Annotated in this window: 22 protein-coding genes and 1 tRNA gene; 10 read left to right on the forward strand and 13 right to left on the reverse strand. The window is 61.5% G+C overall.

Annotated features, from left to right (window positions below):
- The first annotated feature begins 12 nt into the window (after window positions 1-12).
- From ACTJLB_RS04005 to ACTJLB_RS04015, 3 genes are all read left to right on the forward strand, one after another.
- Window positions 13-345 carry a cupredoxin domain-containing protein gene (locus ACTJLB_RS04005; RefSeq protein ID WP_020069983.1) on the forward strand — a complete coding sequence of 111 codons (333 nt, stop codon included), beginning with the start codon at window positions 13-15 and terminating at the stop codon, window positions 343-345.
- 79 nt (window positions 346-424) lie between these two features.
- Window positions 425-1,270 (forward strand): FTR1 family iron permease, encoded by an 846-nt coding sequence (locus ACTJLB_RS04010; RefSeq protein WP_408130093.1) that lies wholly within the window; start codon window positions 425-427, stop codon window positions 1,268-1,270.
- Complete coding sequence (locus ACTJLB_RS04015) at window positions 1,267-2,673, forward strand: 4Fe-4S binding protein (RefSeq protein WP_408199703.1); 1,407 nt, start codon at window positions 1,267-1,269, stop codon at window positions 2,671-2,673. The genes ACTJLB_RS04010 and ACTJLB_RS04015 overlap by 4 nt, the downstream gene beginning before the upstream one ends.
- A 313-nt stretch (window positions 2,674-2,986) precedes the next feature.
- Here ACTJLB_RS04015 and hemP read toward each other — a convergent pair whose 3' ends face one another.
- From hemP to ACTJLB_RS04035, 4 genes are all read right to left on the reverse strand, one after another.
- Window positions 2,987-3,250, reverse strand: coding sequence for a hemin uptake protein HemP (gene hemP / locus ACTJLB_RS04020; protein WP_020069980.1), 264 nt, complete (start codon window positions 3,248-3,250; stop codon window positions 2,987-2,989).
- Between the two features lie 226 nt (window positions 3,251-3,476).
- On the reverse strand, window positions 3,477-3,959 hold the full coding sequence (locus ACTJLB_RS04025; RefSeq protein WP_020069979.1) for an SRPBCC family protein: 483 nt from the start codon (window positions 3,957-3,959) through the stop codon (window positions 3,477-3,479).
- 94 nt (window positions 3,960-4,053) lie between these two features.
- Window positions 4,054-4,452 carry an OsmC family protein gene (locus ACTJLB_RS04030; protein ID WP_408411257.1) on the reverse strand — a complete coding sequence of 133 codons (399 nt, stop codon included), beginning with the start codon at window positions 4,450-4,452 and terminating at the stop codon, window positions 4,054-4,056.
- A gap of 144 nt (window positions 4,453-4,596) precedes the next feature.
- Window positions 4,597-5,475, reverse strand: a complete 879-nt coding sequence (locus tag ACTJLB_RS04035; protein ID WP_440782559.1) for a pirin family protein — start codon at window positions 5,473-5,475, stop codon at window positions 4,597-4,599.
- Between the two features lie 122 nt (window positions 5,476-5,597).
- On the opposite strand from ACTJLB_RS04035, the gene ACTJLB_RS04040 reads away from it, so the two are divergent.
- Window positions 5,598-6,593, forward strand: a complete 996-nt coding sequence (locus tag ACTJLB_RS04040; RefSeq protein ID WP_440782560.1) for a LysR family transcriptional regulator — start codon at window positions 5,598-5,600, stop codon at window positions 6,591-6,593.
- A 384-nt stretch (window positions 6,594-6,977) separates the two neighbouring features.
- On the opposite strand, the gene ACTJLB_RS04045 is transcribed toward ACTJLB_RS04040, so the two are convergent.
- The 9 genes from ACTJLB_RS04045 to ACTJLB_RS04085 form a co-directional block, all read right to left on the reverse strand.
- On the reverse strand, window positions 6,978-7,397 hold the full coding sequence (locus tag ACTJLB_RS04045; RefSeq protein ID WP_020069974.1) for an ExbD/TolR family protein: 420 nt from the start codon (window positions 7,395-7,397) through the stop codon (window positions 6,978-6,980).
- Between the two features lie 28 nt (window positions 7,398-7,425).
- Window positions 7,426-8,157 carry a MotA/TolQ/ExbB proton channel family protein gene (locus ACTJLB_RS04050; protein WP_027779251.1) on the reverse strand — a complete coding sequence of 244 codons (732 nt, stop codon included), beginning with the start codon at window positions 8,155-8,157 and terminating at the stop codon, window positions 7,426-7,428.
- A 27-nt stretch (window positions 8,158-8,184) separates the two neighbouring features.
- Window positions 8,185-8,919: an energy transducer TonB gene (locus ACTJLB_RS04055; protein ID WP_440782561.1), complete on the reverse strand. Its 735-nt coding sequence runs from the start codon at window positions 8,917-8,919 to the stop codon at window positions 8,185-8,187.
- 290 nt (window positions 8,920-9,209) lie between these two features.
- Window positions 9,210-9,446 carry a (2Fe-2S)-binding protein gene (locus ACTJLB_RS04060; RefSeq protein ID WP_020069971.1) on the reverse strand — a complete coding sequence of 79 codons (237 nt, stop codon included), beginning with the start codon at window positions 9,444-9,446 and terminating at the stop codon, window positions 9,210-9,212.
- Window positions 9,447-9,664: 218 nt separating this feature from the next.
- Window positions 9,665-10,549 carry a glutamate racemase gene (gene murI, locus ACTJLB_RS04065; RefSeq protein ID WP_440782562.1) on the reverse strand — a complete coding sequence of 295 codons (885 nt, stop codon included), beginning with the start codon at window positions 10,547-10,549 and terminating at the stop codon, window positions 9,665-9,667.
- Window positions 10,550-10,706: 157 nt separating this feature from the next.
- The gene (gene bfr, locus ACTJLB_RS04070; RefSeq protein ID WP_088175061.1) at window positions 10,707-11,186 is read right to left on the reverse strand and encodes a bacterioferritin; all 480 of its coding nucleotides are present in this window, start codon (window positions 11,184-11,186) and stop codon (window positions 10,707-10,709) included.
- A gap of 183 nt (window positions 11,187-11,369) precedes the next feature.
- Window positions 11,370-12,893 carry a fumarate hydratase gene (locus ACTJLB_RS04075; protein ID WP_020069968.1) on the reverse strand — a complete coding sequence of 508 codons (1,524 nt, stop codon included), beginning with the start codon at window positions 12,891-12,893 and terminating at the stop codon, window positions 11,370-11,372.
- 52 nt (window positions 12,894-12,945) lie between these two features.
- Window positions 12,946-13,512 (reverse strand): TIGR00645 family protein, encoded by a 567-nt coding sequence (locus ACTJLB_RS04080; RefSeq protein ID WP_020069967.1) that lies wholly within the window; start codon window positions 13,510-13,512, stop codon window positions 12,946-12,948.
- 275 nt (window positions 13,513-13,787) lie between these two features.
- Window positions 13,788-14,681 carry a DMT family transporter gene (locus tag ACTJLB_RS04085; protein WP_088175063.1) on the reverse strand — a complete coding sequence of 298 codons (894 nt, stop codon included), beginning with the start codon at window positions 14,679-14,681 and terminating at the stop codon, window positions 13,788-13,790.
- A gap of 432 nt (window positions 14,682-15,113) precedes the next feature.
- Between ACTJLB_RS04085 and acs the strand changes: the two genes are divergently transcribed.
- The 6 genes from acs to ACTJLB_RS04115 all read left to right on the forward strand — a co-directional run bounded on the left by acs (window position 15,114) and on the right by ACTJLB_RS04115 (window position 20,713).
- Window positions 15,114-17,096: an acetate--CoA ligase gene (gene acs, locus ACTJLB_RS04090; RefSeq protein ID WP_310070869.1), complete on the forward strand. Its 1,983-nt coding sequence runs from the start codon at window positions 15,114-15,116 to the stop codon at window positions 17,094-17,096.
- A gap of 137 nt (window positions 17,097-17,233) precedes the next feature.
- On the forward strand, window positions 17,234-17,668 hold the full coding sequence (locus ACTJLB_RS04095; protein WP_440782563.1) for a DUF4212 domain-containing protein: 435 nt from the start codon (window positions 17,234-17,236) through the stop codon (window positions 17,666-17,668).
- On the forward strand, window positions 17,665-19,683 hold the full coding sequence (locus tag ACTJLB_RS04100) for a sodium:solute symporter family protein (RefSeq protein WP_440782564.1): 2,019 nt from the start codon (window positions 17,665-17,667) through the stop codon (window positions 19,681-19,683). The genes ACTJLB_RS04095 and ACTJLB_RS04100 overlap by 4 nt, the downstream gene beginning before the upstream one ends.
- Window positions 19,684-19,743: 60 nt before the next feature.
- Window positions 19,744-19,834, forward strand: a tRNA-Ser gene (locus ACTJLB_RS04105).
- A 120-nt stretch (window positions 19,835-19,954) separates the two neighbouring features.
- Window positions 19,955-20,503: a hypothetical protein gene (locus ACTJLB_RS04110; RefSeq protein WP_440782565.1), complete on the forward strand. Its 549-nt coding sequence runs from the start codon at window positions 19,955-19,957 to the stop codon at window positions 20,501-20,503.
- Window positions 20,504-20,518: 15 nt separating this feature from the next.
- Complete coding sequence (locus ACTJLB_RS04115; RefSeq protein ID WP_440782566.1) at window positions 20,519-20,713, forward strand: abortive infection family protein; 195 nt, start codon at window positions 20,519-20,521, stop codon at window positions 20,711-20,713.
- Window positions 20,714-20,960 lie beyond the last annotated feature (247 nt).

The following is a 20,960-nucleotide window of genomic DNA, read 5'->3' on the forward strand; positions in this document are numbered from 1 at the left end:
CTGGAAACGCCAATGAGAATCAACCGAAAGATCGCTGTGCTTGCCTCGTCGATTTTGCTGGCGGGCGCGGCGCATGCAGCCGATCTGCCCACGTTCAAGCTCGAAATGAACGACGGCAAGCTGAATCCGGCCCGCATCGAAGTGCCGGCGGGGCAGCGTATCAAGATCGAGGTGCGCAATACCGGCAAGGGCGCGGCCGAGTTCGAAAGCGTCCAGTTGCGCAAGGAAAAAGTCCTCGCGCCGGGCGCGGATTCTTTCGTCGTGATCGCTCCGCTGGAACCCGGCGAGTACAAGTTTTTCGACGATTTCCACCAGCAGGCGCAGGGCGTGATCGTCGCGAAGTAGCAGTGGTTTTTGAGGCGGGCGCGAAGGCTTAGGGCCGCTGCGCTTGCAAGAGCAGTTGCAGAGCAGAAGGGAGTCCTTGATGGGTCAGATTCTATTCATCGTGTGGCGGGAAAGTGTCGAGGCATTGCTGGTCGTCGGCATCCTGTACGCGTGGCTGAAAAATGGCGACGACGATGCGCGCCGCGGTCTGCCGTACCTGTGGGGTGGCGTCGTGGCGGGCCTGATCGCGGCGGTGGCGCTTGGCGCGGCGCTCGTCGGCTTCACCGAGGTGCTCTCCGGCGACGCGCAGGATTATTTCCAGACCGCGATGGTGCTGGTTGCCTGCGTGCTGATCGTGCAAATGGTTCTGTGGATGAAACAGCACGGCCGCTCGCTGAAACGCGACATGGAACGCTCGCTGCAACAAAGCCAGCGCGACTCCAACTGGTGGGGCGTGGCGGTGCTCGTGGCTCTTGCGATCGCCCGCGAAGGCAGCGAGACCGTGATTTTCCTGTACGGCCTCGGCTTCGGTCAGTCCGGTCACGTGGATACCAATCAGATGCTCGCGGTCGTGATCGGCCTCGGTCTCGCATTGCTCACGTTCTACGTGCTGCAACTGGGCGGCAAGTTCTTCTCGTGGCGGCTCTTTTTCCGCGTGACGGAAATCATGCTGCTGTTCCTCGGCGCGGGGCTCTTTCAAACGGGCGTCGATAAACTGATCGACAAGGAATTCCTGCCGACCATCGTCGACCAGATGTGGAACACGTCGGCCGTGCTCGATGATTCGAGCACCTTCGGCTCGCTCGTCGCGACGCTCACCGGTTATCGCGCGCATCCGGCGCTGATGAATCTGATTGCGTACGCGGTGTACTGGGCGGTCGTCTATCTGCTGCTGCGCCGTGCCAACCGCAAGCCGGCGCAACAAGCGGCAGGGCGTGCAGCATGAGTACCGTCATGACCCGCCCGGGGCGTCTCGCCGCGGCCGGGCAGTGGATGCAGCGTCACGGTTCCGCAATCCGCGGCATCCAGTGGGTTGTGGTGACGGTGTACGCGTTGCTGATCCTGGTTCCGGCCGTGATGCCGTTGCCGGATGACAGCGCGCATTTGTGGAACAACCTGACGCTTGCGGCCCAATTCGTGTTCTGGGGTATCTGGTGGCCGTTCGTTCTGCTGTCGATGGTCATGCTCGGCCGCGTCTGGTGCGGCGTGCTGTGTCCCGAAGGCGCGCTCGCGGAATTCGCCAGCAAGCACGGTCGCGGCAAAGCGATTCCGCACTGGATGCGCTGGGGCGGCTGGCCTTTCGTCGCGTTCGGCATCACGACCATCTACGGTCAAATGGTGAGCGTCTACCAGTACCCGAAAGCGGTGCTGCTGGTGCTCGGCGGCTCGACGTTGGCGGCTATTGTCATCGGCCTGCTGTATGGGCGAGAGAAGCGCGTCTGGTGCAAATACCTGTGCCCCGTCAACGGGGTTTTTTCGCTTCTGGCGCGCCTCGCGCCGTTCCACTACAAAGTCGATGAAGATGCATGGCGCCGCTCGTACAAGAACGGCGAACACGGGCATCGCGTGATTCCGATCAATTGCGCGCCGCTCGTGCCGTTGCGCAATATGAAGGGCGCGTCCGACTGCCATATGTGCGGACGTTGCAGCGGCCACCGCGACGCGATTGCGCTCACGTGGCGCGCGCCGTCTTCGGAAGTCGTGCAGCTCGGCGACAAGCAGGCGAATGTGTGGGACACCGCGCTGATCCTGTACGGCCTGCTCGGTATTGCAATTGGCGCATTCCACTGGACGGCTTCGCGCTGGTTCGTCGACCTGAAGATGTTCTTCGCCACGTGGCTCGTCGAACACGACATCACATGGCCGCTCGATACGAACGCGCCGTGGTTCCTGTTCACGCATTACCCGGAACAGAACGACGTGTTCTCGTGGCTCGACGGCACGATGGTGATCGGCTACATCCTCGCGACGGCGCTCGTCTACGGTACTGCGCTGCTCGTTCTGATGACGGGCGCGACGCGCATGCTCGGGCGCTTTAGCGCCGTGCGTCTGCATCACCTGACGCAAGGGCTGATTCCGATCGCAGGCGCGGGCGTGTTCCTTGGTTTGTCGGCCACCACGCTGTCGCTGTTGCGTGCCGAGCATGTGCCGCTGTGGTGGGCATCGGACCTGCGCATCGCGATTCTGGCGATCGCCAATCTGTGGAGCGCATGGCTCGCGTGGCTCGTCACGCGGCGCTACAGCGAGCGCTTCGTTCAACGCGGCCTGGCAATGCTGTGGTTTGCCGCTGCGCTTGCTGTGGTCGACAGCGCCTGGTGGCTGATGTTCTGGGGCTGGGCCTCGAAGTAGGCGGGAATCGGGCCGCTACGCTGCTGAGCGCTCGCGTGCCCAAGCCGCCCGACACAAAAAACAGAAGCCGTGAAGACGATCTCGCGACATCGCGACATCGTCTTCACGGCTTTTTCATTGGCATGACGGTACACGGTATTTCGTGTCCGCATGGGCGGGAACCAAAAAAGCGGCCTGGCTGGCTGCGACGGCTGGCTTGGTGTCTGCACGAAGGGGTCTAGTTCTCACGTGCAAGCCGTCGTGGCTGGCTAATGCCTAACACCTCTCTGGGAGGTGGTCCCCACAATACCCGGTACTGAAATCTCGTTCGTCGTTACTTGGTCAGGATCAGCTTGCCCAAACGAGTGGCGCGCAGTTGATACGTTTCTCCGTTATGCAAAATGCTGATGTGACTATGTCCTTGCAGCAAAGCGTCGCTACGCACCACCCGTTCGGCCGTTTCGCCGGAACCGTTCGCACGCTCGGCAGCAGGCTTGGCGGCGGCCGTTGCCGTCGCTGCTGAAGCCTTCGGACGGCTGGTCAACGCGGCGGCCGGGCGGCGCAGGCTGAGCGTGCTGGTGCGAGTGGTATCGGTCATTCGTCTTCGCTGTTGTTTGATTCGATGGATGAATTCTAAATGATAACCATTCCTATTTACAAGAGGCAGAAATTCATCGGTTGAGACTTTCGATAGGCGCAGCGGAATCGAGCCTAAAGGCGGAGCAGGGGAGAAGGCGCACGGTGTCGCGCAGCGCGGTCCGGCGCCGCCCCGGTCATGTGATTCACTCGGGCGGCGGTGGGATGGTAGACCAGAGGCAGGTCGCTCAATGCAGCGAGCCCGGCTCCTGTTTCGCCTGCACATACTGACGAATCAGCCGCACCGTATCGATGTCGTTCTCGCGGTAAGCCGACTTGACGATCTCCTGCGTCTGCACGGCGTCCTGGTCGTCGGAAACGGGCAGCGTGGTCGCGTATTCGAAGCGCAGGAACAGTTGCAGTTCATCCGGCTGTTCGATCGTCATCGTCAGCGAGCCGCCGACATAGTCCGCCGTCGGCAGGATGTCGTAGCGCACGGCCTGGCTCTCGTGGAGTGTCACGCGATCGCGCACGGTGGCCTGGCCATAGTGCAGTTCCCGCTCGATCGTATTGCCTTCGCGCGAGAGGATCGTGCAGCTGTCGAGTCCGATCACGAACAGTTGCGGCTGTTCGGCGCGCAGCACGAGACCTTCCCATAACTGCTCGCGGGTCATGGAGTCGACAAACGGATTCAACGGGTCGTTGATCTGGATAAGGTGTTCGAAATTCAAGACGACGGCATCCTATGAAAGCGTTGCAAGCGTTGCAAGCGTTGCAGTAACGCGGCCCGGACAGCTTCGCGCGCGTGCCGGGCCGTTCGCAGCGTCACGCGACAGTCAGACCCGATCGGATCGTGATGGAGCGCGTGAGAATCTTGTGAACTGGGCATGCATTGGCAATTTGCAAGAGCCGTTCCCGCTGTTCATCGGACAACTCGCCGAGCAGCGTGATTTTGCGGTCGATGGTCGAGCCCTCGTCGCCCTGTTCGATACCGAGCGTCACATGCACCTCTTCGAGCGGCCAGTCCTTGCGCTGCGCGTACATCTTGAGCGTGACCGACGTGCATGCGCCGAGACTCGACAGCAGCAGCGATACTGGAGCGGGGCCGCGATCGCCGCCGCCGAGCGATTCGGGTTCGTCGGCGAGCCACGTGTGCTTGCCGTCGTCGAGACGGACCTGGTAATTTGTCGAACCGATATGCGCGGTGACGGTGGCTTCTGCCATGCGGGCTCCTGAGCAGGACGGAAAACGCCGCGCGCGGCGGCTCGACGGCGTCAAGACCGGGGCGCGGCAGGAATTGCTATTGTGAACGAAGTCGGCGGCATTTGCGCCGCGAGTGCGCCCCGGCGCGCGCGCTCGGCAAGTTGCTCAGTGGGTGATCGAACCCATACGGCCGGCCTGATAATCGACGACCGCCTGGCGGATTTCGTCTTCTGTATTCATGACGAACGGACCGTAGCGCACGACAGGTTCCTTCAACGGCACGCCCCCGAGCAGCAGTACCTCGAGCGGCTCGGCGCCGGCCGTGAGCGTCACCGAGTCGCCGTCGTTGTTGAACACGACCATCTTGCGCGGGCCGATTTCCTGGCGTGCGTCGCCTTCGCCGTAAAAGCCTGTGCCCGACAAGCCGTATGCGAATACGCGATAGTCAGCCGGCACCGGCTGCCGGATCGTCGCGCCGGGTTGCAACGAAAAGTGCTGGTACAGAATCGGCGTGCGTGTTTCGACTGCGGCTTTCACGCCGAGCGCCTCGCCGGCGATCACCTTCACGCGAACCTTGCCGTCGGCCGAGGTCGCCACCGGAATTGCCGACGACGGCATCTCCTGATAACGCGGCGCGATCATCTTGTCGCGGCGCGGCAGATTCACCCACAGTTGCAACCCATGCACGCGTCCGCCTGTCCGCACAAACGACGGGTCGGGCATCTCGCTATGCACGACGCCCGCGCCCGCAGTCATCCATTGCACGTCGCCGGCATGCAGGGTGCCGGAGTGGCCCGCCGAATCCTTGTGGCCGAACTGGCCTTCGAGCACATAGGTGACCGTTTCAAATCCGCGATGCGGATGGTCGGGCGCGCCTTTGGCCTCGCCGGGCGCGTAGTCGACCGGTCCCATTTCGTCGAGCAGCAGGAACGGATCGAAGTCCATCAGCATGCGCGTGGGAAACGGGCGGTGGACGACGAAACCGCCACCTTCGGTCGTGCGAACGGCAGGATAAGTGCGTTCGATCGTGCGTGTCGCGGTCATCAATGTCACCTCGAAAAATGGGGAATAGCGTTATTTTTGAAACATGGAGCTATTATAGGGACCGTTTTTTCGGGTGCCAGTCGCCGTCACGCAATGGATTGTTCTATTACTGGAACGATGAGATGAAGATCGATTCACACAATCTGAATGACCTGATGTATTTCTCGCAGGTCGTCGAACATGGCGGTTTTTCCGCCGCCGAACGCGTGCTGGGTATCTCCAAGTCGCGGCTGTCGCGCCGCTTGACGGAGCTCGAGGCGTCGCTCGGCGTGAGGCTTTTGCAGCGCTCGACACGCAAGCTCGCGCTCACAGAGGCGGGCCAACTTTTCTACCAGCATTGCCAGGCGATGTTGAGCGAGGCGCAGGCGGCCGTGAACGTCGTGCAGCAACTGCGTTCGTCGCCGCGCGGCACGGTGCGCGTCAGCGTGCCGGTCACGATTTCGCAGACGATACTGTCGACCATCCTGCCGGAATTCATGCATCGCTATCCGGAAGTGCGCGTCGTCATGCGCGTGACCAACCGCGTGGTCGATCTGTTCGAAGATTCGATCGACGTCGCATTGCGCGTGCGCTCCGATCCTCCGGAAAACGCCAATATCGTCGTGCGTCCTCTATGGCGCACGCAGCAGATGCTGGTCGGCGCGCCGAGTCTGTTGCAGCAGAATGCGCCGCCGCTGCAACCAGGTGATCTGTCGCGCTTCGAAACGCTCGACGTACCCACGGGCGACGGACGGCACGTCTACAACCTGATCGCGCCGGACGGCACGCGTCACGTACATGAACACGAGCCGCGTCTCGTCACCGCCGATCTGTTGACGATTCGCGAGGCCGTACTCCGTGGGGTAGGTATCGCTGCGTTGCCGGAGATGATGTACGGCGCCTCGTTGCGCGCGGGCCAGTTGTCGCCGGTTATGCCTGGCTGGACTTTTCCTATGCCGCAGTTGTACGCCGTTTTCGTGTCGCGCCAGGGAATGGTGCCGGCCGTACGCGCTTTCGTCGACTATCTGGTCGAGATGCTTGATCCCGATGAAGGCAAGCACATCATGGGCGAATGCCCGGCGTCCGAAACGCACCAGCAGCCCGTACCCGTGCGTGCGGCGGCCGCTATCGCGTCCTAGCAGATCGCGAGCTTCGCGGCATCGCTTTTAGCATTGAAGCGCGGGCTGTCATGAGTACTTTCAATGGCTATTTGCTTGTGTGCGCGAGCTCATGGGGCTATATTGAAATCCCTTCGCTAAGGAGTCTCTTATGCGAAAACTCATGGCCGCTATCGTAGCCGGCCTGATAGGGCTGACCGCGCTGTCCGTGTCGAGCACGGCTGTCGCATGCGGTGATTCGAGCCAACAGTCTTCGGCTGATGGCAAATGATCCCGCCGCCCGAAGGCGCCAAGCGCGCACAAAAAAAGGCCTTCATCGTTTGATGAAGGCCTTTTACTTTCCAGCCCTTGTTTCATGGGCTTTTCTTCACTTCCGGGTACTGCGCCCCATCGAATCTGGTAAGGTCACTTGCCTTTCGGCTGCGTGACGAAACCGATTTTCGTCAGGCCACCGGCCTGCGCTGCGGACATTACCTGCGCGACCTTTTCGTAAGGCACTTTACGATCTGCATCGAGATGCAATTCGGGTTGCGGATTCGCCTGCGCGGCCTCTGCAATTTTCGCGCTCAGTTCGGCCTCGTCCACTTTTTTGTCGTTCCACAACACGTTACCGTCAGCGTCGACTGCGACCGTGACCTGAGCAGGCTTGGTGTCTTCCTTCTGACTGCTTGCATGCGGCAGATCGATTTTCACCGCATGACGGATCACCGGAATCGTCACCATGAAAACGATCAGGAGAACCAACATCACGTCGACGAGCGGCGTCATGTTGATTTCGTTCATCAGGCCGTCGTCATCGTCGCCGGCGAAGGGGCTCATTGCCATCTATATGCCTCGTCGTTCAGTTGGCGCTTCAGTTGGCGCGAGTCGCGAGACGCAGGCCGTCGCCGCGCTTGGACGACGACAGGCGCGCGCCCGTCACGAAGAATGCGTGCAAGCCGTGCGCGAAACGGCTCAGCTTGGCGACGATCGCCTTGTTGGCACGCGTCAGTGCGTTGTAGCCCAGCACGGCCGGAATTGCAACGAAGAGACCGAATGCGGTCATGATCAGCGCTTCGCCTACCGGGCCCGCCACCTGGTCGATCGATGACTGGCCGCTCGCGCCGATTGCCAGCAGCGCGTGATAAATGCCCCACACCGTGCCGAAGAGACCCACGAACGGCGCCGTGCTGCCGATCGACGCGAGAATTGCGAGTCCGCTCTGCATGCGCGCAACGCTTTCGTCCATCGTGTCCTTCAAACAGCGCGTGACCCAATCCGACACGTCCATGCGGTCGTGCAGATGCGGCTGCGTCTGGTGATGATGATCGGCCGCTTCCTGGCCCGACAGCGCGAGCGCGAGGAACGGATTGTCATGCGGCGTCGACGATCCGGCGCCGAGCTTTTTCACGCCGTCAGCGAGATCGTCGGAATGCCAGAATGCCTGCTCGGCGTTCTTCGTGAGGCGGTTCAAACGCATCACGTTCCAGCCTTTGATGACGATCACGCTCCACGACATCACTGACATCACCAGCAGCGCGAGCGCGATGCCGCGCGTGACGAAATCCCCTTGCGCCCACACGTGCGCCAATCCGTAGTTTTGCATTGCAATTCCTTTTTTTTGAAATCCGCTTCAATCTTCGAGATTGAAGTTGTAAGGCTGGGTGTACGCGGCCCGAACGGGTTGGCCGTCTTCGAGATAGGGTTTGCATGCGCTCGAATGCGCGGCGGCTAGCGCGGCGTCGTCGAGCCGGCTGAAGCCGCTGCTTTTCTTCAGCTCGATGTTCTCGAGCTTGCCGGTCAGGCCCACCACGAACTTGACGTACGCGGTGCCGCTTTCCCCGCGGCGGCGCGAGAGGGCCGGGTAGTCCGGCTTCGCAATGTTGCAGTCGAGGTGCGAGACATTTTTCGGCGCGGTGATTTCCATTGTCTGACGCCCGATTGCCGGAGCAGCCGGTGCCGGGGGCGCCGCCGGGACGGGCGGTGCGGCCGGCGTCGGTTCGGCGGCCGCCACGGGCGTTGGCGAAGGCGCGGGCGCCTCGTGAAGCGGCGCTGGCGTTGGCTTCGTAGGCGTCGGCTTGGGCTGCACCTTCGGCTTGCTGCGAACCGGCGGCGCCGGCGTGGGCGGGGGCGGCGCGACCGATTGCATCGCGACCGGCGCGGCAACCGGCGCCGGCGGCAGCAACTGCGCAGTCATCACGCGCGACTCGATGGTTGCCTCGACCGGATCGTGACGCAGCGTCAGGACGACGGCCAGCAGCGCGACGTGAACCGCCGCTACCATGGCGGTCGCCGTCAGGACGCGGGAATTCATTCGGGGGGACGAAGCCGGTGCGGCACCGGCTAAAGCGGTATGCGAAGCCTGCATGTTAGCGTGGCGGCGCGCTGTCGAGGGAGCGCGGCTGACAAAACATCGTCATGTTCGGAAGATCACCAGCGAAATACACATTGTGGTCACGAAACCAATCAGCAATTCCATCTCGAACTCCATTAATGGGTGAGCGGGTAGCTGGCTGGCAGGGATACTGGCTTGCTGACGGCAGTGCGATTAACTGAAAAGCGTTGAATCGGCACCAGAAAACAGGGAGCAACGGCTAACGATACGGAGCAGGCACTCAGACGTGCCTCACGTCCTCGCGCCAGGTTTCGAAGGGTACGTTACGCCGCCTTGCGCTCGTAAAACATCATGGGCACAGCTTGCGGTTGATGCTCGAAGCCGCAGCGGCTTGCGCACACGCCGCTTTGCATCATCACGTCGCGCACCGAATCCGCGCACTTGCCGCAGCAGGACGCAACGCCGAGCTCGAATTGCAGCTCGTCGAACGAATCGACGCCTTCCGCGATCGAGGCACGGATCTTTCGGTCAGAAACAGACTTGCAGACACAGACAATCATGGCAGGGCGTCATAGCTAACGTTAATGCGAATTATTATCATTATGTCTGAGCCGTTTGGCAAGCGTCCCACGCGGTTTTTTGTAACAAAACCAGACTCTTAGAAGGGTTTCGACTATGCAGACGGCGGCTAGAGAGCCGCGTACGCCCCCGCCAAACGCCATCGAAGGCACGCATAAAAGCGCCAGAAAGGCTCTGGAACGGGCGCCCGGGGAGGCTTTCAGGCAGGTTGCGAGGACGGTGCGGTACGGCGCGAAGGAATAAGTACGCGCTCAACTTGCGCGTCGATTTCCAGCAGCGTGGCGACAAGTTGCCGCAGATGCGTGCCGTCGCCGGTGGAATAGAAGCGCGGCAGCGCGGCGTCCGCCGTTTGCGGCGCTGCGCGCACGCCGTGTTGTTCGAGCACGCGCTCCAGCTGGCGAGCAATAGCCACGCTGGTGTCGATAAGCGCGAGCCGGTCGCCGACGATGTCGCGAATCGCGGCGTCGAAGAATGGATAGTGCGTGCAGCCAAGCACCAGCGTGTCGGCGCCCGCGTCCAGCATCGGCTGAAGATAGCCGCGCAGCAGCGCGCGCAGTTCCGCCGAACCGACGTCGCAGCGCTCGACCGCCTGCACGAGCCCGTGACCGGGCTGGCACAGAAAGCGGCAATCCGCGGCGTAGCGTTCCAGCAGCGCCTGAAAGCGCGCGCTGCGCAACGTGACTTGCGTGGCGAGCACGCCGGCGACTCGCGTTTTCGATTGCAACGCGGCGGGCTTGATGCCCGGCTCGACACCGACGAGCGGAATGGACAGTTTCTCGCGAACCAGCGCGATGGACTGCGCGGTCGCCGTATTGCAGGCCACGACGAGCGCTTTCGCGCCCTGTTTGACGAGCCACTCGCCGATAGCCAGCGTGCGGTCGGCGATGAAGTCGTCGTCGCGCTCGCCATACGGCGCATAAAGCGAATCGGCGACGTAGAGCAACGCCTCGTCAGGCAACTGCGCCCGAACCGCTCGCAACACCGACAGCCCGCCGAGGCCCGAGTCGAAAATGCCGACGGGCGCCCGCGAATCCGCGCTCAGGGAGCCAATTGATGCGTTCAGAGACGACGATTGTTCGGGCATAAGCGATCGGGGCGGCCGGCGCGGCGTTCAGGAAAAGCAGGGGAAGCAGGGAAAAAGCGAAGCGAGCAAGTATATCGCCAACGCGGCGCATGCTATCCCGTATGAGCCGGGACCTGCGCCAGCGCTTGAGCGTACCCGGCGGACCCGCGCGATCCGATCAGGACTCCACCGAACCCATGGCGGTTTGCTGGTAGTTCTGAATGCCGACCTTGTCGATCAGGTCGAGTTGCGTTTCGAGCCAGTCGATGTGCTCTTCTGTGTCGTCGAGAATCTTCACGAAGATTTCACGCGAGATGAAATCGCGAACCGATTCGCAATACGCAATGGCTTCCTTGCAGGTGCTCTGCGAGATCTGCTCAAGCTTCAAATCGCATTCGAGAATTTCTTTCGTTTCCTCGCCGATCAGCAGTTTGTGCAGATCTTGCAGGTTCGGCAGACCGTCGAGCATGAAAACGCGTTCGATCAGCCAGTCGGCATGCTTCATTTCGCCGATCGACTCATCGTATTCATGCTTGCCGAGTTTCTCGAGGCCCCAATGCTTATACATCCGCGCGTGCAGGAAATACTGGTTGATCGCGGTCAGCTCGTTTTTCAACTGCGCGTTGAGGTACTCGATAACTTTTGTGTCGCCTTGCATGATCTTTCCTTTTTCGGGGGACTTCAATTTTCCAACAACAATAAACGCCATGCCTTAAAAAGCCAAGAGAACAGAACATCTTTCGACGTCGGTCCCGGCATGCGCGTAATACGGGGCATCCATGAAAAAAGCCGGGACCGTGGCCCCGGCTTCTCAAGACACGCTATGCGCGTCGGCGGCGAATCAGACGGTTGCGACGGGAATCTTGCCGATCTTTGCCTGCCATTCCTTCGGGCCGGTCTGGTGCACCGAGGTGCCGCTCGAATCGACTGCCACTGTAACCGGCATGTCCTGCACGTCGAACTCGTAAATCGCTTCCATGCCGAGGTCTTCGAATGCCAGCACCTTTGCGCTGCGAATCGCCTTCGACACCAGGTAAGCCGCGCCGCCCACGGCCATCAGATACGCGGCCTTGTGCTTCCTGATTGCCTCGATCGCGACCGGTCCGCGCTCGGCCTTGCCGATCATCGAGATGAGACCCGTTTGCGACAGCATGGTCTCGGTGAACTTGTCCATGCGGGTTGCCGTGGTCGGCCCTGCGGGGCCGACAGCTTCGTCGCGCACCGGATCGACCGGGCCGACGTAGTAGATCACGCGGTTCGTGAAGTCGACCGGCAGCTTCTCTCCCTTGGCCAGCATGTCCGCGATGCGCTTGTGCGCGGCGTCGCGGCCCGTCAGCATCTTGCCCGACAGCAGCAGCGTCTGGCCCGGCTTCCACGAAGCGACTTCTTCCGGCGTCAGAGTGTTCAGATCGACGCGCTTGCTGGTCTCCGTGTTCGGTTCCCATTGCACCTTCGGCCATGCATCGAGCGACGGCGCTTCGAGCTTGGCGACGCCCGAGCCGTCGAGCGTGAAGTGCGCGTGACGCGTGGCCGCGCAGTTCGGGATGATCGCAACCGGCTTGGACGCGGCGTGCGTCGGGGCGGCCATGATCTTCACGTCGAGCACCGTGGCAAGGCCGCCCAGGCCTTGCGCGCCGATGCCGAGCGCATTGACCTTCTCGTGCAGTTCGACGCGCAGTTCCTCGATCCAGTCTTTCGGGCCGCGTGCGATTACGTCCTGAATGTCGATCGGGTCCATCAGCGATTCTTTTGCCATCACCATGGCTTTCTCGGCCGTGCCGCCGATGCCGATGCCGAGCATGCCCGGCGGGCACCAACCCGCGCCCATGGTCGGCACCGTCTTAAGAATCCAGTCGACGATGGAGTCCGACGGATTCAGCATCGCGAACTTCGACTTGTTTTCCGAGCCGCCGCCCTTGGCCGCGACTTGCACGTCGACCTTATCGCCCGGCACGATCTCGTAGTGAATCACGGCCGGCGTGTTGTCTTTCGTGTTCTTGCGCGCGCCTTCGGGCGGGCTCACGATCGACGCGCGCAGCACATTGTCCGGGTTCAGGTAACCGCGGCGCACGCCTTCGTTGATCATGTCGGTGACGCCCATCGTCGCACCGTCCCAACGCACGTCCATGCCGACCTTCACGAACACTGTGACGATGCCCGTGTCCTGACAGATCGGACGCTTGCCTTCGGCGCACATGCGGCTGTTGGTGAGAATCTGCGCAATCGCATCTTTCGCGGCCGGGCTCTGTTCGAGTTCGTACGCGCGGCCCAGGGCCTGGATGTAGTCGAGCGGATGGTAGTAGCTGATGTATTGCAACGAATCAGCAATGCTCTGAATCAGATCTTCCTGTTTGATGACGGTCATGGCTAAGCTCGGTGGGGACGGTAGCGCTTTTTTCTGTTCGCAGGCTGTGCGGTCAGTCGTGCGCTTTCAGGGGAGTGGAACCGCTGGAACCCAGCGGCTGCAGATCCGCGGGTTCCTGAAAATGAGTCGGATGCGTGTGCGTGGTCAGCCGGTCGACCAGGGCCATGATCAGTGCCGAGACGAGGAACGCGACGTGGATGATGACCTGCCACATGATGGTGTGCGTCGAGTTCTGGTCCGGGCTGATAAACGTTTTCAGCAGATGGATCGACGAGATGCTGATGAGCGCCATGGCGAGCTTCACTTTCAGCACGCCGGCGTTCACGTGGTCGAGCCATTCGGGCTCGTCGGGATGGCCTTCCACACCGAGGCGCGACACGAACGTTTCATACCCGCCGATGATCACCATGATCAGCAGGTTCGAAATCATGACCACGTCGATCAGACCGAGCACGACCAGCATGATGTTGGTTTCGTCGAGCGTCATCGACGCTGTAACGAGATGCCAGACTTCCTTCAGGAACAGCACGACGTACACGGCCTGCGCGACGATCAACCCGAGATACAGCGGCACCTGCAGCCAGCGGCTCATGAAGATGACGACAGGCAGCGGGCGCATGGGTCGGCGTTGGCGCGGGGAATTGATTCGCGAAGCGGACATAGACAGAAATCGGATCGAACGCAGGTGACGGAACGTGGAGCAAATGAGCCCGACAGCGTGCGAATCACGCGCGCGGATCGGCACGGAAAGCGAAGTGCGCAAGGCGCGGTACGGGCGCGAGGCGAGCCCATTCTGGGCCGGCAGCGGCCCGGCAACGCTGGCATCAGCGCGCGCTATTGTACAGCGTTGGGCGAATTTGCTGCGGCGCGGCGGGCACGGTCGAGGCCCAACGCTTAGGATGCAACCGGCGGCACGCGCTTCACTTTCAGACTCGCGAGTCCAATGCCCGCAATCACGCACGCAAGCGCGACGCCGTGCGCAAGCGTCGGACGCTCGCCGAGAAACGCAATGCCGTAGATGGCCGCGGCAACCGGCAGCACGGCGCTGAATACGCCCGCAAGACTGCCGGGCACGTGCCGGATACCTTTCATCCAGAGCCAGAAGGAAAAGATGCTTGCGGACAGTCCATACCACAGCACCAGTGTCCACACGCCAGGCGGCACCGCGCGATAGTCGAAATCGACGAGCGCTGTCGCGCCGAACGGCAGCATCAACAGCAGGCCGAACAGATGCGTGTATGCACAGATGTCGATAGGTGCGAGCGTTTGCGTGAGGCGCCGCGACAGGATGATGTAGAGCGACTCGCAGCACACTGCGCCGAGCACCATCAGGTTGCCCGTGAACGAAGTCTCGCCGTGCGCGCCCGCATCGACATGCGCGAGATTGATGACCACCACGCCCGCAATGGCCAATGCAATCGATGCAAGCGCGCGTCCATTGGGACGCTCCTTGAGAATAAGCCAGGACAGCAGCGCGACGACGGCCGGAATGGTGCTCGTGATGACGCCCGCCGCCACCGCACTCGTGCGCTGCACGCCGTTGAGCATGAGTAGCGTAAACCCGAAGGTGCCGAAGAGCGCCTGCAGAAACAGATTGAGCCATTCATCGCGCTTTACGTGACGCAGTTTCGCGATGCGCAAAAGCGGCCACAGCACGGCCATAGCGATCACGAAGCGCAGCAGCGCGAACAGCGGAACGGGGACGAATTGGACAATCGATTTACCGATGCCGACATTGCTGCCGACGAGCAGCATCGAACTGATAAGGAGCAGGGCGTAGCGATTCAAACTGGAATCCGGGCAGCTAGTTCAGTTAGCATTGTATTAGGGCTCGCAAAGCAACGTGAGGGAAGCAGGCGTAACGAAGGTGACCTGCATGGCGTGCGCGAACGGCGCAGCATGGAAGGCTCGCTGAAAGCGTCGTACGAATCGCGTAAGGGTTTGTGCGGGCAAGCCGATGCCGCTCGCGTAAGTGGCCGGTAAGTTGCACCGCTTATGGTTGAACATGAGAGCGGACGTTGTCCCGCCTGCGTTTATGTTGCGTTGCGACATGACGCAGGCTGACGGAAGCGGTCCGTGGCGCAGCGACCTCGCACGGTCGGTGCGCGAGGCGGGAGACACGCGCCTGCAATCGCGTCTGATTGCGGCGTCCACATGACACGGCGCGCGAACGGTGCGCCGGCACAGGTTTTACGTTTCATCTTCACCAAGGGGTTGTCGATGTCTGCGATTGAATCGGTTCTTCAGGAACGCCGTGTTTTCCCGCCCTCCGCCGAAGCAGCGGCCGGCGCCACGATCTCCGGCATGGACGCTTACCATGCGCTGACCGCCGAGGCGGAACGAGATTACGAAGGCTTCTGGGGGCGCCTCGCTCGCGAGACGCTAAGCTGGAACAAACCCTTCACGAAAGTGCTCGACGAATCGAAAGCGCCGTTCTACACGTGGTTCGAAGACGGCCAGCTGAATGCGTCCTACAACAGCATCGACCGTCATGTGGAAGCGGGCAACGGCGAGCGCGTCGCGATCGTTTTCGAAGCCGACGACGGCACCGTCACCAACGTTACGTATCAGGATCTGCTGCAACGTGTGTCGCGCTTTGCGAACGCGCTGAAAACGCGCGGCGTGAAGAAGGGCGACCGCGTGGTGATCTATATGCCGATGTCGATCGAAGGCATTGTCGCGATGCAGGCATGCGCGCGGATCGGTGCGACGCACTCGGTGGTGTTCGGCGGCTTCTCGTCGAAGTCGCTCAACGAACGGCTCGTCGACGTGGGCGCAGTCGCACTCGTCACGTCGGACGAACAGATGCGCGGCGGCAAGGCGCTGCCGTTGAAGAACATCGCCGACGAAGCGCTCGCAATGGGCGGCTGCGAAGCCGTCAAGAGCGTGATCGTCTACCAGCGCACCGGCGGCAAGATTGCGTGGAACGAAAGCCGCGATCTGTGGATGCATGAGATCTCGCAAGCCGAGTCGGATCAATGCGCGCCCGAGTGGGTCGGTGCCGAGCATCCGCTTTTCATTCTCTATACATCGGGTTCGACGGGCAAGCCGAAGGGCGTTCAGCACAGCACGGGCGGCTATCTGCTGTGGGCCGCGCAGACCATGAAGTGGACCTTCGACTGGAAGTCCAGCGACGTGTTCTGGTGTACCGCGGACATCGGCTGGATCACGGGTCACAGCTACATCACTTATGGTCCGCTGACGCTCGGCGGCACCCAGGTCGTGTTCGAAGGTGTGCCGACCTATCCGAACGCCGGCCGCTTCTGGGACATGATCGCGAAGCACAAGGTCACGCTGTTCTATACCGCGCCGACCGCGATCCGCTCGCTGATCAAGGCCGCGGAAGCCGATGCGAAAGTGCATCCAAAGAGCTACGACCTGTCGACGCTGCGCATCATCGGTACGGTCGGCGAGCCGATCAATCCGGAAGCGTGGGTGTGGTATTACGAGAACGTCGGCGGCGGGCGCTGCCCGATTGTCGATACGTGGTGGCAAACGGAAACCGGCGGCCACATGATCACGCCGCTACCGGGCGCAACGCCGCTCGTGCCGGGCTCGTGCACGCTGCCGTTGCCGGGCATCATGGCGGCGGTCGTCGACGAAACCGGTCAGGACGTGCCGAACGGGCAGGGCGGCATTCTGGTGGTGAAGCGGCCTTGGCCTTCCATGTTGCGTAACGTGTGGGGCGATCCGGACCGTTACAAGAAGAGCTATTTCCCCGAGGAACTCGGCGGCAAGCTTTATCTCGCCGGCGACGGCGCGGTGCGCGACAAGGACACCGGCTACTTCACGATCATGGGCCGTATCGACGATGTGCTCAATGTGTCGGGTCACCGTCTAGGCACGATGGAGATCGAATCGGCGCTGGTGTCGAACCCGATCGTCGCGGAGGCCGCCGTGGTCGGCCGGCCAGATGCAACGACCGGCGAGGCGGTATGCGCGTTCGTCGTGTTGAAGCGCGCGCGTCCGGAAGGCGAGGAGGCGGTCAAGCTTGCCAACGAATTGCGCAACTGGGTCGGCAAGGAGATCGGTCCGATCGCGAAGCCGAAGGACATCCGCTTCGGCGAGAATCTGCCGAAGACGCGCTCAGGCAAGATCATGCGCCGTCTGTTGCGTTCGCTTGCAAAGGGCGAGGAAATCACGCAAGACGTGTCGACGCTGGAGAACCCGGCGATCCTCGATCAGCTCGGCGAGTCGCTTTAAAAAGCATGCGTCTGCCGGCACGTTGCAGATGAAAAGGCAGGGGCGTATCGGACGATGCGCTCCTCGCCGAATGCCTGATCAGCCCTCGGGCGGACAATCCCGATTGCCTGCGCGGTGCCTTTTTGATACATAGGCGCATGGCCGCGCCTCACCACTCCTCTCACGCTGCGCAGAACCCCGCGCCCGAACCGCCGGCGGTGTCGGCGGCGCTTGCTCGCGCACATCAGAAGTACTGGCGCTTCAATCTCGCGCTCATCGCGGCGTTGATGTCGGTGGGCTTCGCCGTATCGTTCCTGTTGCCGCTCGCGGCACCCGCTCTTGCGCATCTGCGTTTTGCCGGCTTCAGGTTGCCGTTTTACTTCGGCGCACAGGGCGCGATCCTGATGTATCTCGCGCTGATCGTCGTGTATATCGTGTCCATGCAGCGCGCCGACCGCCACTTGCAACGCGCGTTCGAGGCCGACGCTCATACTGCTGCCGACACCGGTGCCGCTTCAGGCGCAGGTGTGGCCGCAAGCCCGGCTGCCGCCGATGCCGCCGATGCCGGCGTGCGCGGGAACCTGATCCGATGAAGCTGACGAACAGGCTGGTTCGCTCATATGCGTTTTACACGCTTGGCTTCCTGCTGTTCATCTATGTGATGTGGCGCATTGAGCGCACGACCGGGCCGGGCATGTGGATCGGCTATGTGTTCCTGTTCGTGCCGATTGCCGTGTACGCGGTGATCGGCTTGCTGTCGCGCACGTCGGATCTCGTCGAATACTACGTAGCGGGACGGCGCGTGCCGTCCGCGTTCAACGGCATGGCGACGGCGGCGGACTGGCTTTCGGCGGCTTCGTTCATCGGCCTCGCCGGGTCGATCTACGCAACCGGCTACGACGGCCTGGCCTATCTGATGGGCTGGACGGGCGGCTATTGCCTCGTTGCGTTTTTGCTCGCGCCATACGTGCGCAAGCTCGCGCGCTACACGATTCCCGATTTCCTCGGCACGCGTTTTTCGAGCAACGCCGTGCGCGGCCTCGCGGCGTTGTCGGCGATTCTGTGTTCGTTCGTTTATCTGGTTGCGCAGATTCAGGGCGTCGGCCTGATTGCGACACGCTTCATTGGTGTCGACTTTGCCGTGGGCATTTTCTGCGGACTCGCGGGGATTCTCGTGTGTTCGTTTCTCGGCGGCATGCGCGCGGTGACGTGGACCCAGGTTGCGCAATACATCATTCTGATTTCGGCGATCCTGATTCCCGTTTCGATGATCGCGCATAAGGACGGGCTCGGCTGGGTACCGCAACTGAGTTACGGCCGGTTGATGGAGCGTATGGAGAGCCTCGAGAAACAGGTGCGCGACGAGCCGCTCGAGCAGACCGTGCGCGACGATTATCGCCGCCGGGCCGCGCTGATGCAGCAGCGGCTCGACATGCTGCCGCATTCATTCGTCGCGCAGAAGCTGAAGCTCACACAGGAGGTGGCGGATCTGCGCCGCCGCAATGGTCCGCTGCGCGAGATCAAGGAGCGCGAGAAAGCGCTCGAGCAGTTTCCACGCGATGCCGCTGCCGCGCAGATCGTTTGGAGCCAGCAGCGAGACGAGATGCTGATGCGTGCTGCCGCGCCGCTGCCGATGCACGAGCCGTTCCCCGCGGCGAGCGATGACGACCGGCGCATGCACGAGCGCAACTTTCTTTCGCTTCTGCTGTGTCTGTCGCTCGGCACGGCGAGCTTGCCGCATATTCTGACGCGCTACAACACGACGACGTCGGTCGCGTCCGCGCGACGCTCGGTCGGCTGGACGCTCTTTTTCGTCGCGCTGTTTTATGTGACCGTGCCGGTGCTTGCGGTACTGATCAAGTACGAGATGTTGACGAGCCTCGTGGGTCATCACTTTTCCGATCTGCCGCAATGGCTCACACAATGGCGCAAGGTCGAGCCGAGCCTGATCACGCTCGCGGACACCAATGGCGACGGCATCGTGCGATGGAGCGAGATTCAGATGCAGCCCGACATGGTGGTGCTTGCCGCGCCGGAGATCGCGGGATTGCCGTATGTGATGTCTGGCCTGATCGCGGCGGGCGCATTGGCCGCGGCGCTTTCGACGGCTGACGGTTTGCTGCTGACGATTGCGAACGCCTTATCGCACGACGTGTATTACCACATGGTCGACCCGGGCGCGTCGAGTCAGCGGCGCGTGACCATTTCGAAGATTCTGCTGCTCGGAGTGGCGCTGTTTGCGTCGTATGTGGCGTCGCTCAACACGGGCAACATTCTGTTTCTGGTCGGCGCGGCATTTTCACTGGCGGCGTCGAGCCTGTTTCCGGTGCTGGTGCTGGGCGTGTTCTGGAAGCGCACGACGCGGCTCGGCGCGGTGGCCGGCATGCTGGCGGGGCTACTCGTGTGCATCTACTACATTGTTTCGACCTATCCCTTCTTCGCGCAGATGACGGGCTTTGCGGGGCCGCGGTGGTTCGGCATCGAACCGATCAGTTCGGGCGTGTTCGGCGTGCCGGCGGGCTTTCTGGTGGCGATCGGCGTAAGCCTTTTCGACCGCAAACCGGATGCTTATACGACGGCGCTGGTGGACTATATCCGTCATCCGTAGAGCGGTTTGCGCGAGGGTGTAGCGGACGGCTCGAAGTTTGCTATAATTCGGCTCCCCGCCGGAGAGATGGATGAGCGGTTTAAGTCGCACGCCTGGAAAGCGTGTATAGGTTAATAGCCTATCCGGGGTTCGAATCCCCGTCTCTCCGCCAGAATACCTTTGTGCCTATAAATGACTGATTTATAAGGCCGTATCGTGTTGGCGAATTCTCGCTAACCACACAATCTACACGCATTCCCACCACATGTAGGCGGTCGTCAGGAGACGGTTCGTGAGCCAATCAGCGTCCTTTCTGGATGAAGTTGAGCTGCTACAGAACATCCTTGTGTCACACGCGACTAACGGCCCTACGTACGATGGCGACTATGTGACACTGAGGGCCTCCCTACTGGCGCGCGCGGACTATGCGCCACTTGTTCCGAGATTCGTGCGTACCTGTCGCGACCTGAGCCAGTTCTGGCAATTCATAAAACACAAGTTTCCGAGTTACGCAGAGCGGCGGTTGTTTTTGTGGGATGAGTTCAGGCCTCTCCTGGAGCGAATCGAAGGGGCCGGGACGAGTCCCGCCGACTCGGCAGTTACTGCGGCCATCGAGAAGTTCGATAGCGAGCATGTGCTGGCTGCATGGAACAAGGCATTGGAGAGGAAGCAGGCGGACCCAGAGGGTGCGATAACGATGGCGCGTACTCTTCTTGAGAGCATGTGTAAGCATATTCTCGACGAGCGCGACGTATCTTACGGGGAATCGCCTGACCTGCCGGAACTCTACAGGCTCACATCTAAGGCATTGAACTTGGCTCCCAGTCAGCACACTGAGTGAGTCTTTAGGCAGATCTTGGGCGGCTGTCAGTCGGTGGTGGAAGGGCTGGGTGCCCTCCGAAACAGGCTTAGCGATGCGCACGGCACAGGCAAGCGCGCAGTAAAGCCCGCAGCAAGGCATGCTGAACTCGCAGTGAACCTGTCGGGGGCACTAGCCCTCTACCTGTTGGCCACACTAGAAGCCATGGGCCAGACTCCATCTGGGCAATAAGGCCGAAGTAGGTAGTCTGCCAGGTCATTGGTAAGTGCCATACGTCCTCAGCTATTCCTTTCCATCCGCCTATCCGCGGAGGAAAGAGGCAGGCCGTTTCTGGGTAGAACGATTCGCCAATGTCGTCGTGAACCACGTTCACAGAGTCCGAGGCTGCCTTCCTGAAGCTTGTCCGTTTTGCTCCCTTTGCACTTAACTATTTGTTATTGCACGTGACTGCTTACGGTGTAGTCATTGTCTGTCGACA

Source organism: Paraburkholderia sp. 22098, assembly GCF_052045935.1.
In the GTDB taxonomy this organism is placed as follows: Bacteria; Pseudomonadota; Gammaproteobacteria; order Burkholderiales; family Burkholderiaceae; genus Paraburkholderia; species Paraburkholderia caledonica.

Bases quoted from the DNA above. Each gene is read 5' to 3' on its own strand.
- ACTJLB_RS04100 (WP_440782564.1), top strand. From the start codon at position 17,665: ATGAAGCTGACGAACAGGCTGGTTCGCTCATATGCGTTTTACACGCTT.
- ACTJLB_RS04035 (WP_440782559.1), bottom strand. From the start codon at position 5,475: ATGACCGCGACACGCACGATCGAACGCACTTATCCTGCCGTTCGCACG.
- bfr (WP_088175061.1), bottom strand. From the start codon at position 11,186: ATGCAAGGCGACACAAAAGTTATCGAGTACCTCAACGCGCAGTTGAAA.
- ACTJLB_RS04040 (WP_440782560.1), top strand. From the start codon at position 5,598: ATGAAGATCGATTCACACAATCTGAATGACCTGATGTATTTCTCGCAG.
- ACTJLB_RS04095 (WP_440782563.1), top strand. From the start codon at position 17,234: ATGGCCGCGCCTCACCACTCCTCTCACGCTGCGCAGAACCCCGCGCCC.
- ACTJLB_RS04055 (WP_440782561.1), bottom strand. From the start codon at position 8,919: ATGCAGGCTTCGCATACCGCTTTAGCCGGTGCCGCACCGGCTTCGTCC.
- murI (WP_440782562.1), bottom strand. From the start codon at position 10,549: ATGCCCGAACAATCGTCGTCTCTGAACGCATCAATTGGCTCCCTGAGC.
- ACTJLB_RS04010 (WP_408130093.1), top strand. From the start codon at position 425: ATGGGTCAGATTCTATTCATCGTGTGGCGGGAAAGTGTCGAGGCATTG.
- ACTJLB_RS04075 (WP_020069968.1), bottom strand. From the start codon at position 12,893: ATGACCGTCATCAAACAGGAAGATCTGATTCAGAGCATTGCTGATTCG.
- hemP (WP_020069980.1), bottom strand. From the start codon at position 3,250: ATGACCGATACCACTCGCACCAGCACGCTCAGCCTGCGCCGCCCGGCC.
- ACTJLB_RS04015 (WP_408199703.1), top strand. From the start codon at position 1,267: ATGAGTACCGTCATGACCCGCCCGGGGCGTCTCGCCGCGGCCGGGCAG.
- ACTJLB_RS04060 (WP_020069971.1), bottom strand. From the start codon at position 9,446: ATGATTGTCTGTGTCTGCAAGTCTGTTTCTGACCGAAAGATCCGTGCC.
- ACTJLB_RS04045 (WP_020069974.1), bottom strand. From the start codon at position 7,397: ATGGCAATGAGCCCCTTCGCCGGCGACGATGACGACGGCCTGATGAAC.
- ACTJLB_RS04050 (WP_027779251.1), bottom strand. From the start codon at position 8,157: ATGCAAAACTACGGATTGGCGCACGTGTGGGCGCAAGGGGATTTCGTC.
- ACTJLB_RS04005 (WP_020069983.1), top strand. From the start codon at position 13: ATGAGAATCAACCGAAAGATCGCTGTGCTTGCCTCGTCGATTTTGCTG.
- acs (WP_310070869.1), top strand. From the start codon at position 15,114: ATGTCTGCGATTGAATCGGTTCTTCAGGAACGCCGTGTTTTCCCGCCC.
- ACTJLB_RS04030 (WP_408411257.1), bottom strand. From the start codon at position 4,452: ATGGCAGAAGCCACCGTCACCGCGCATATCGGTTCGACAAATTACCAG.
- ACTJLB_RS04080 (WP_020069967.1), bottom strand. From the start codon at position 13,512: ATGCGCCCGCTGCCTGTCGTCATCTTCATGAGCCGCTGGCTGCAGGTG.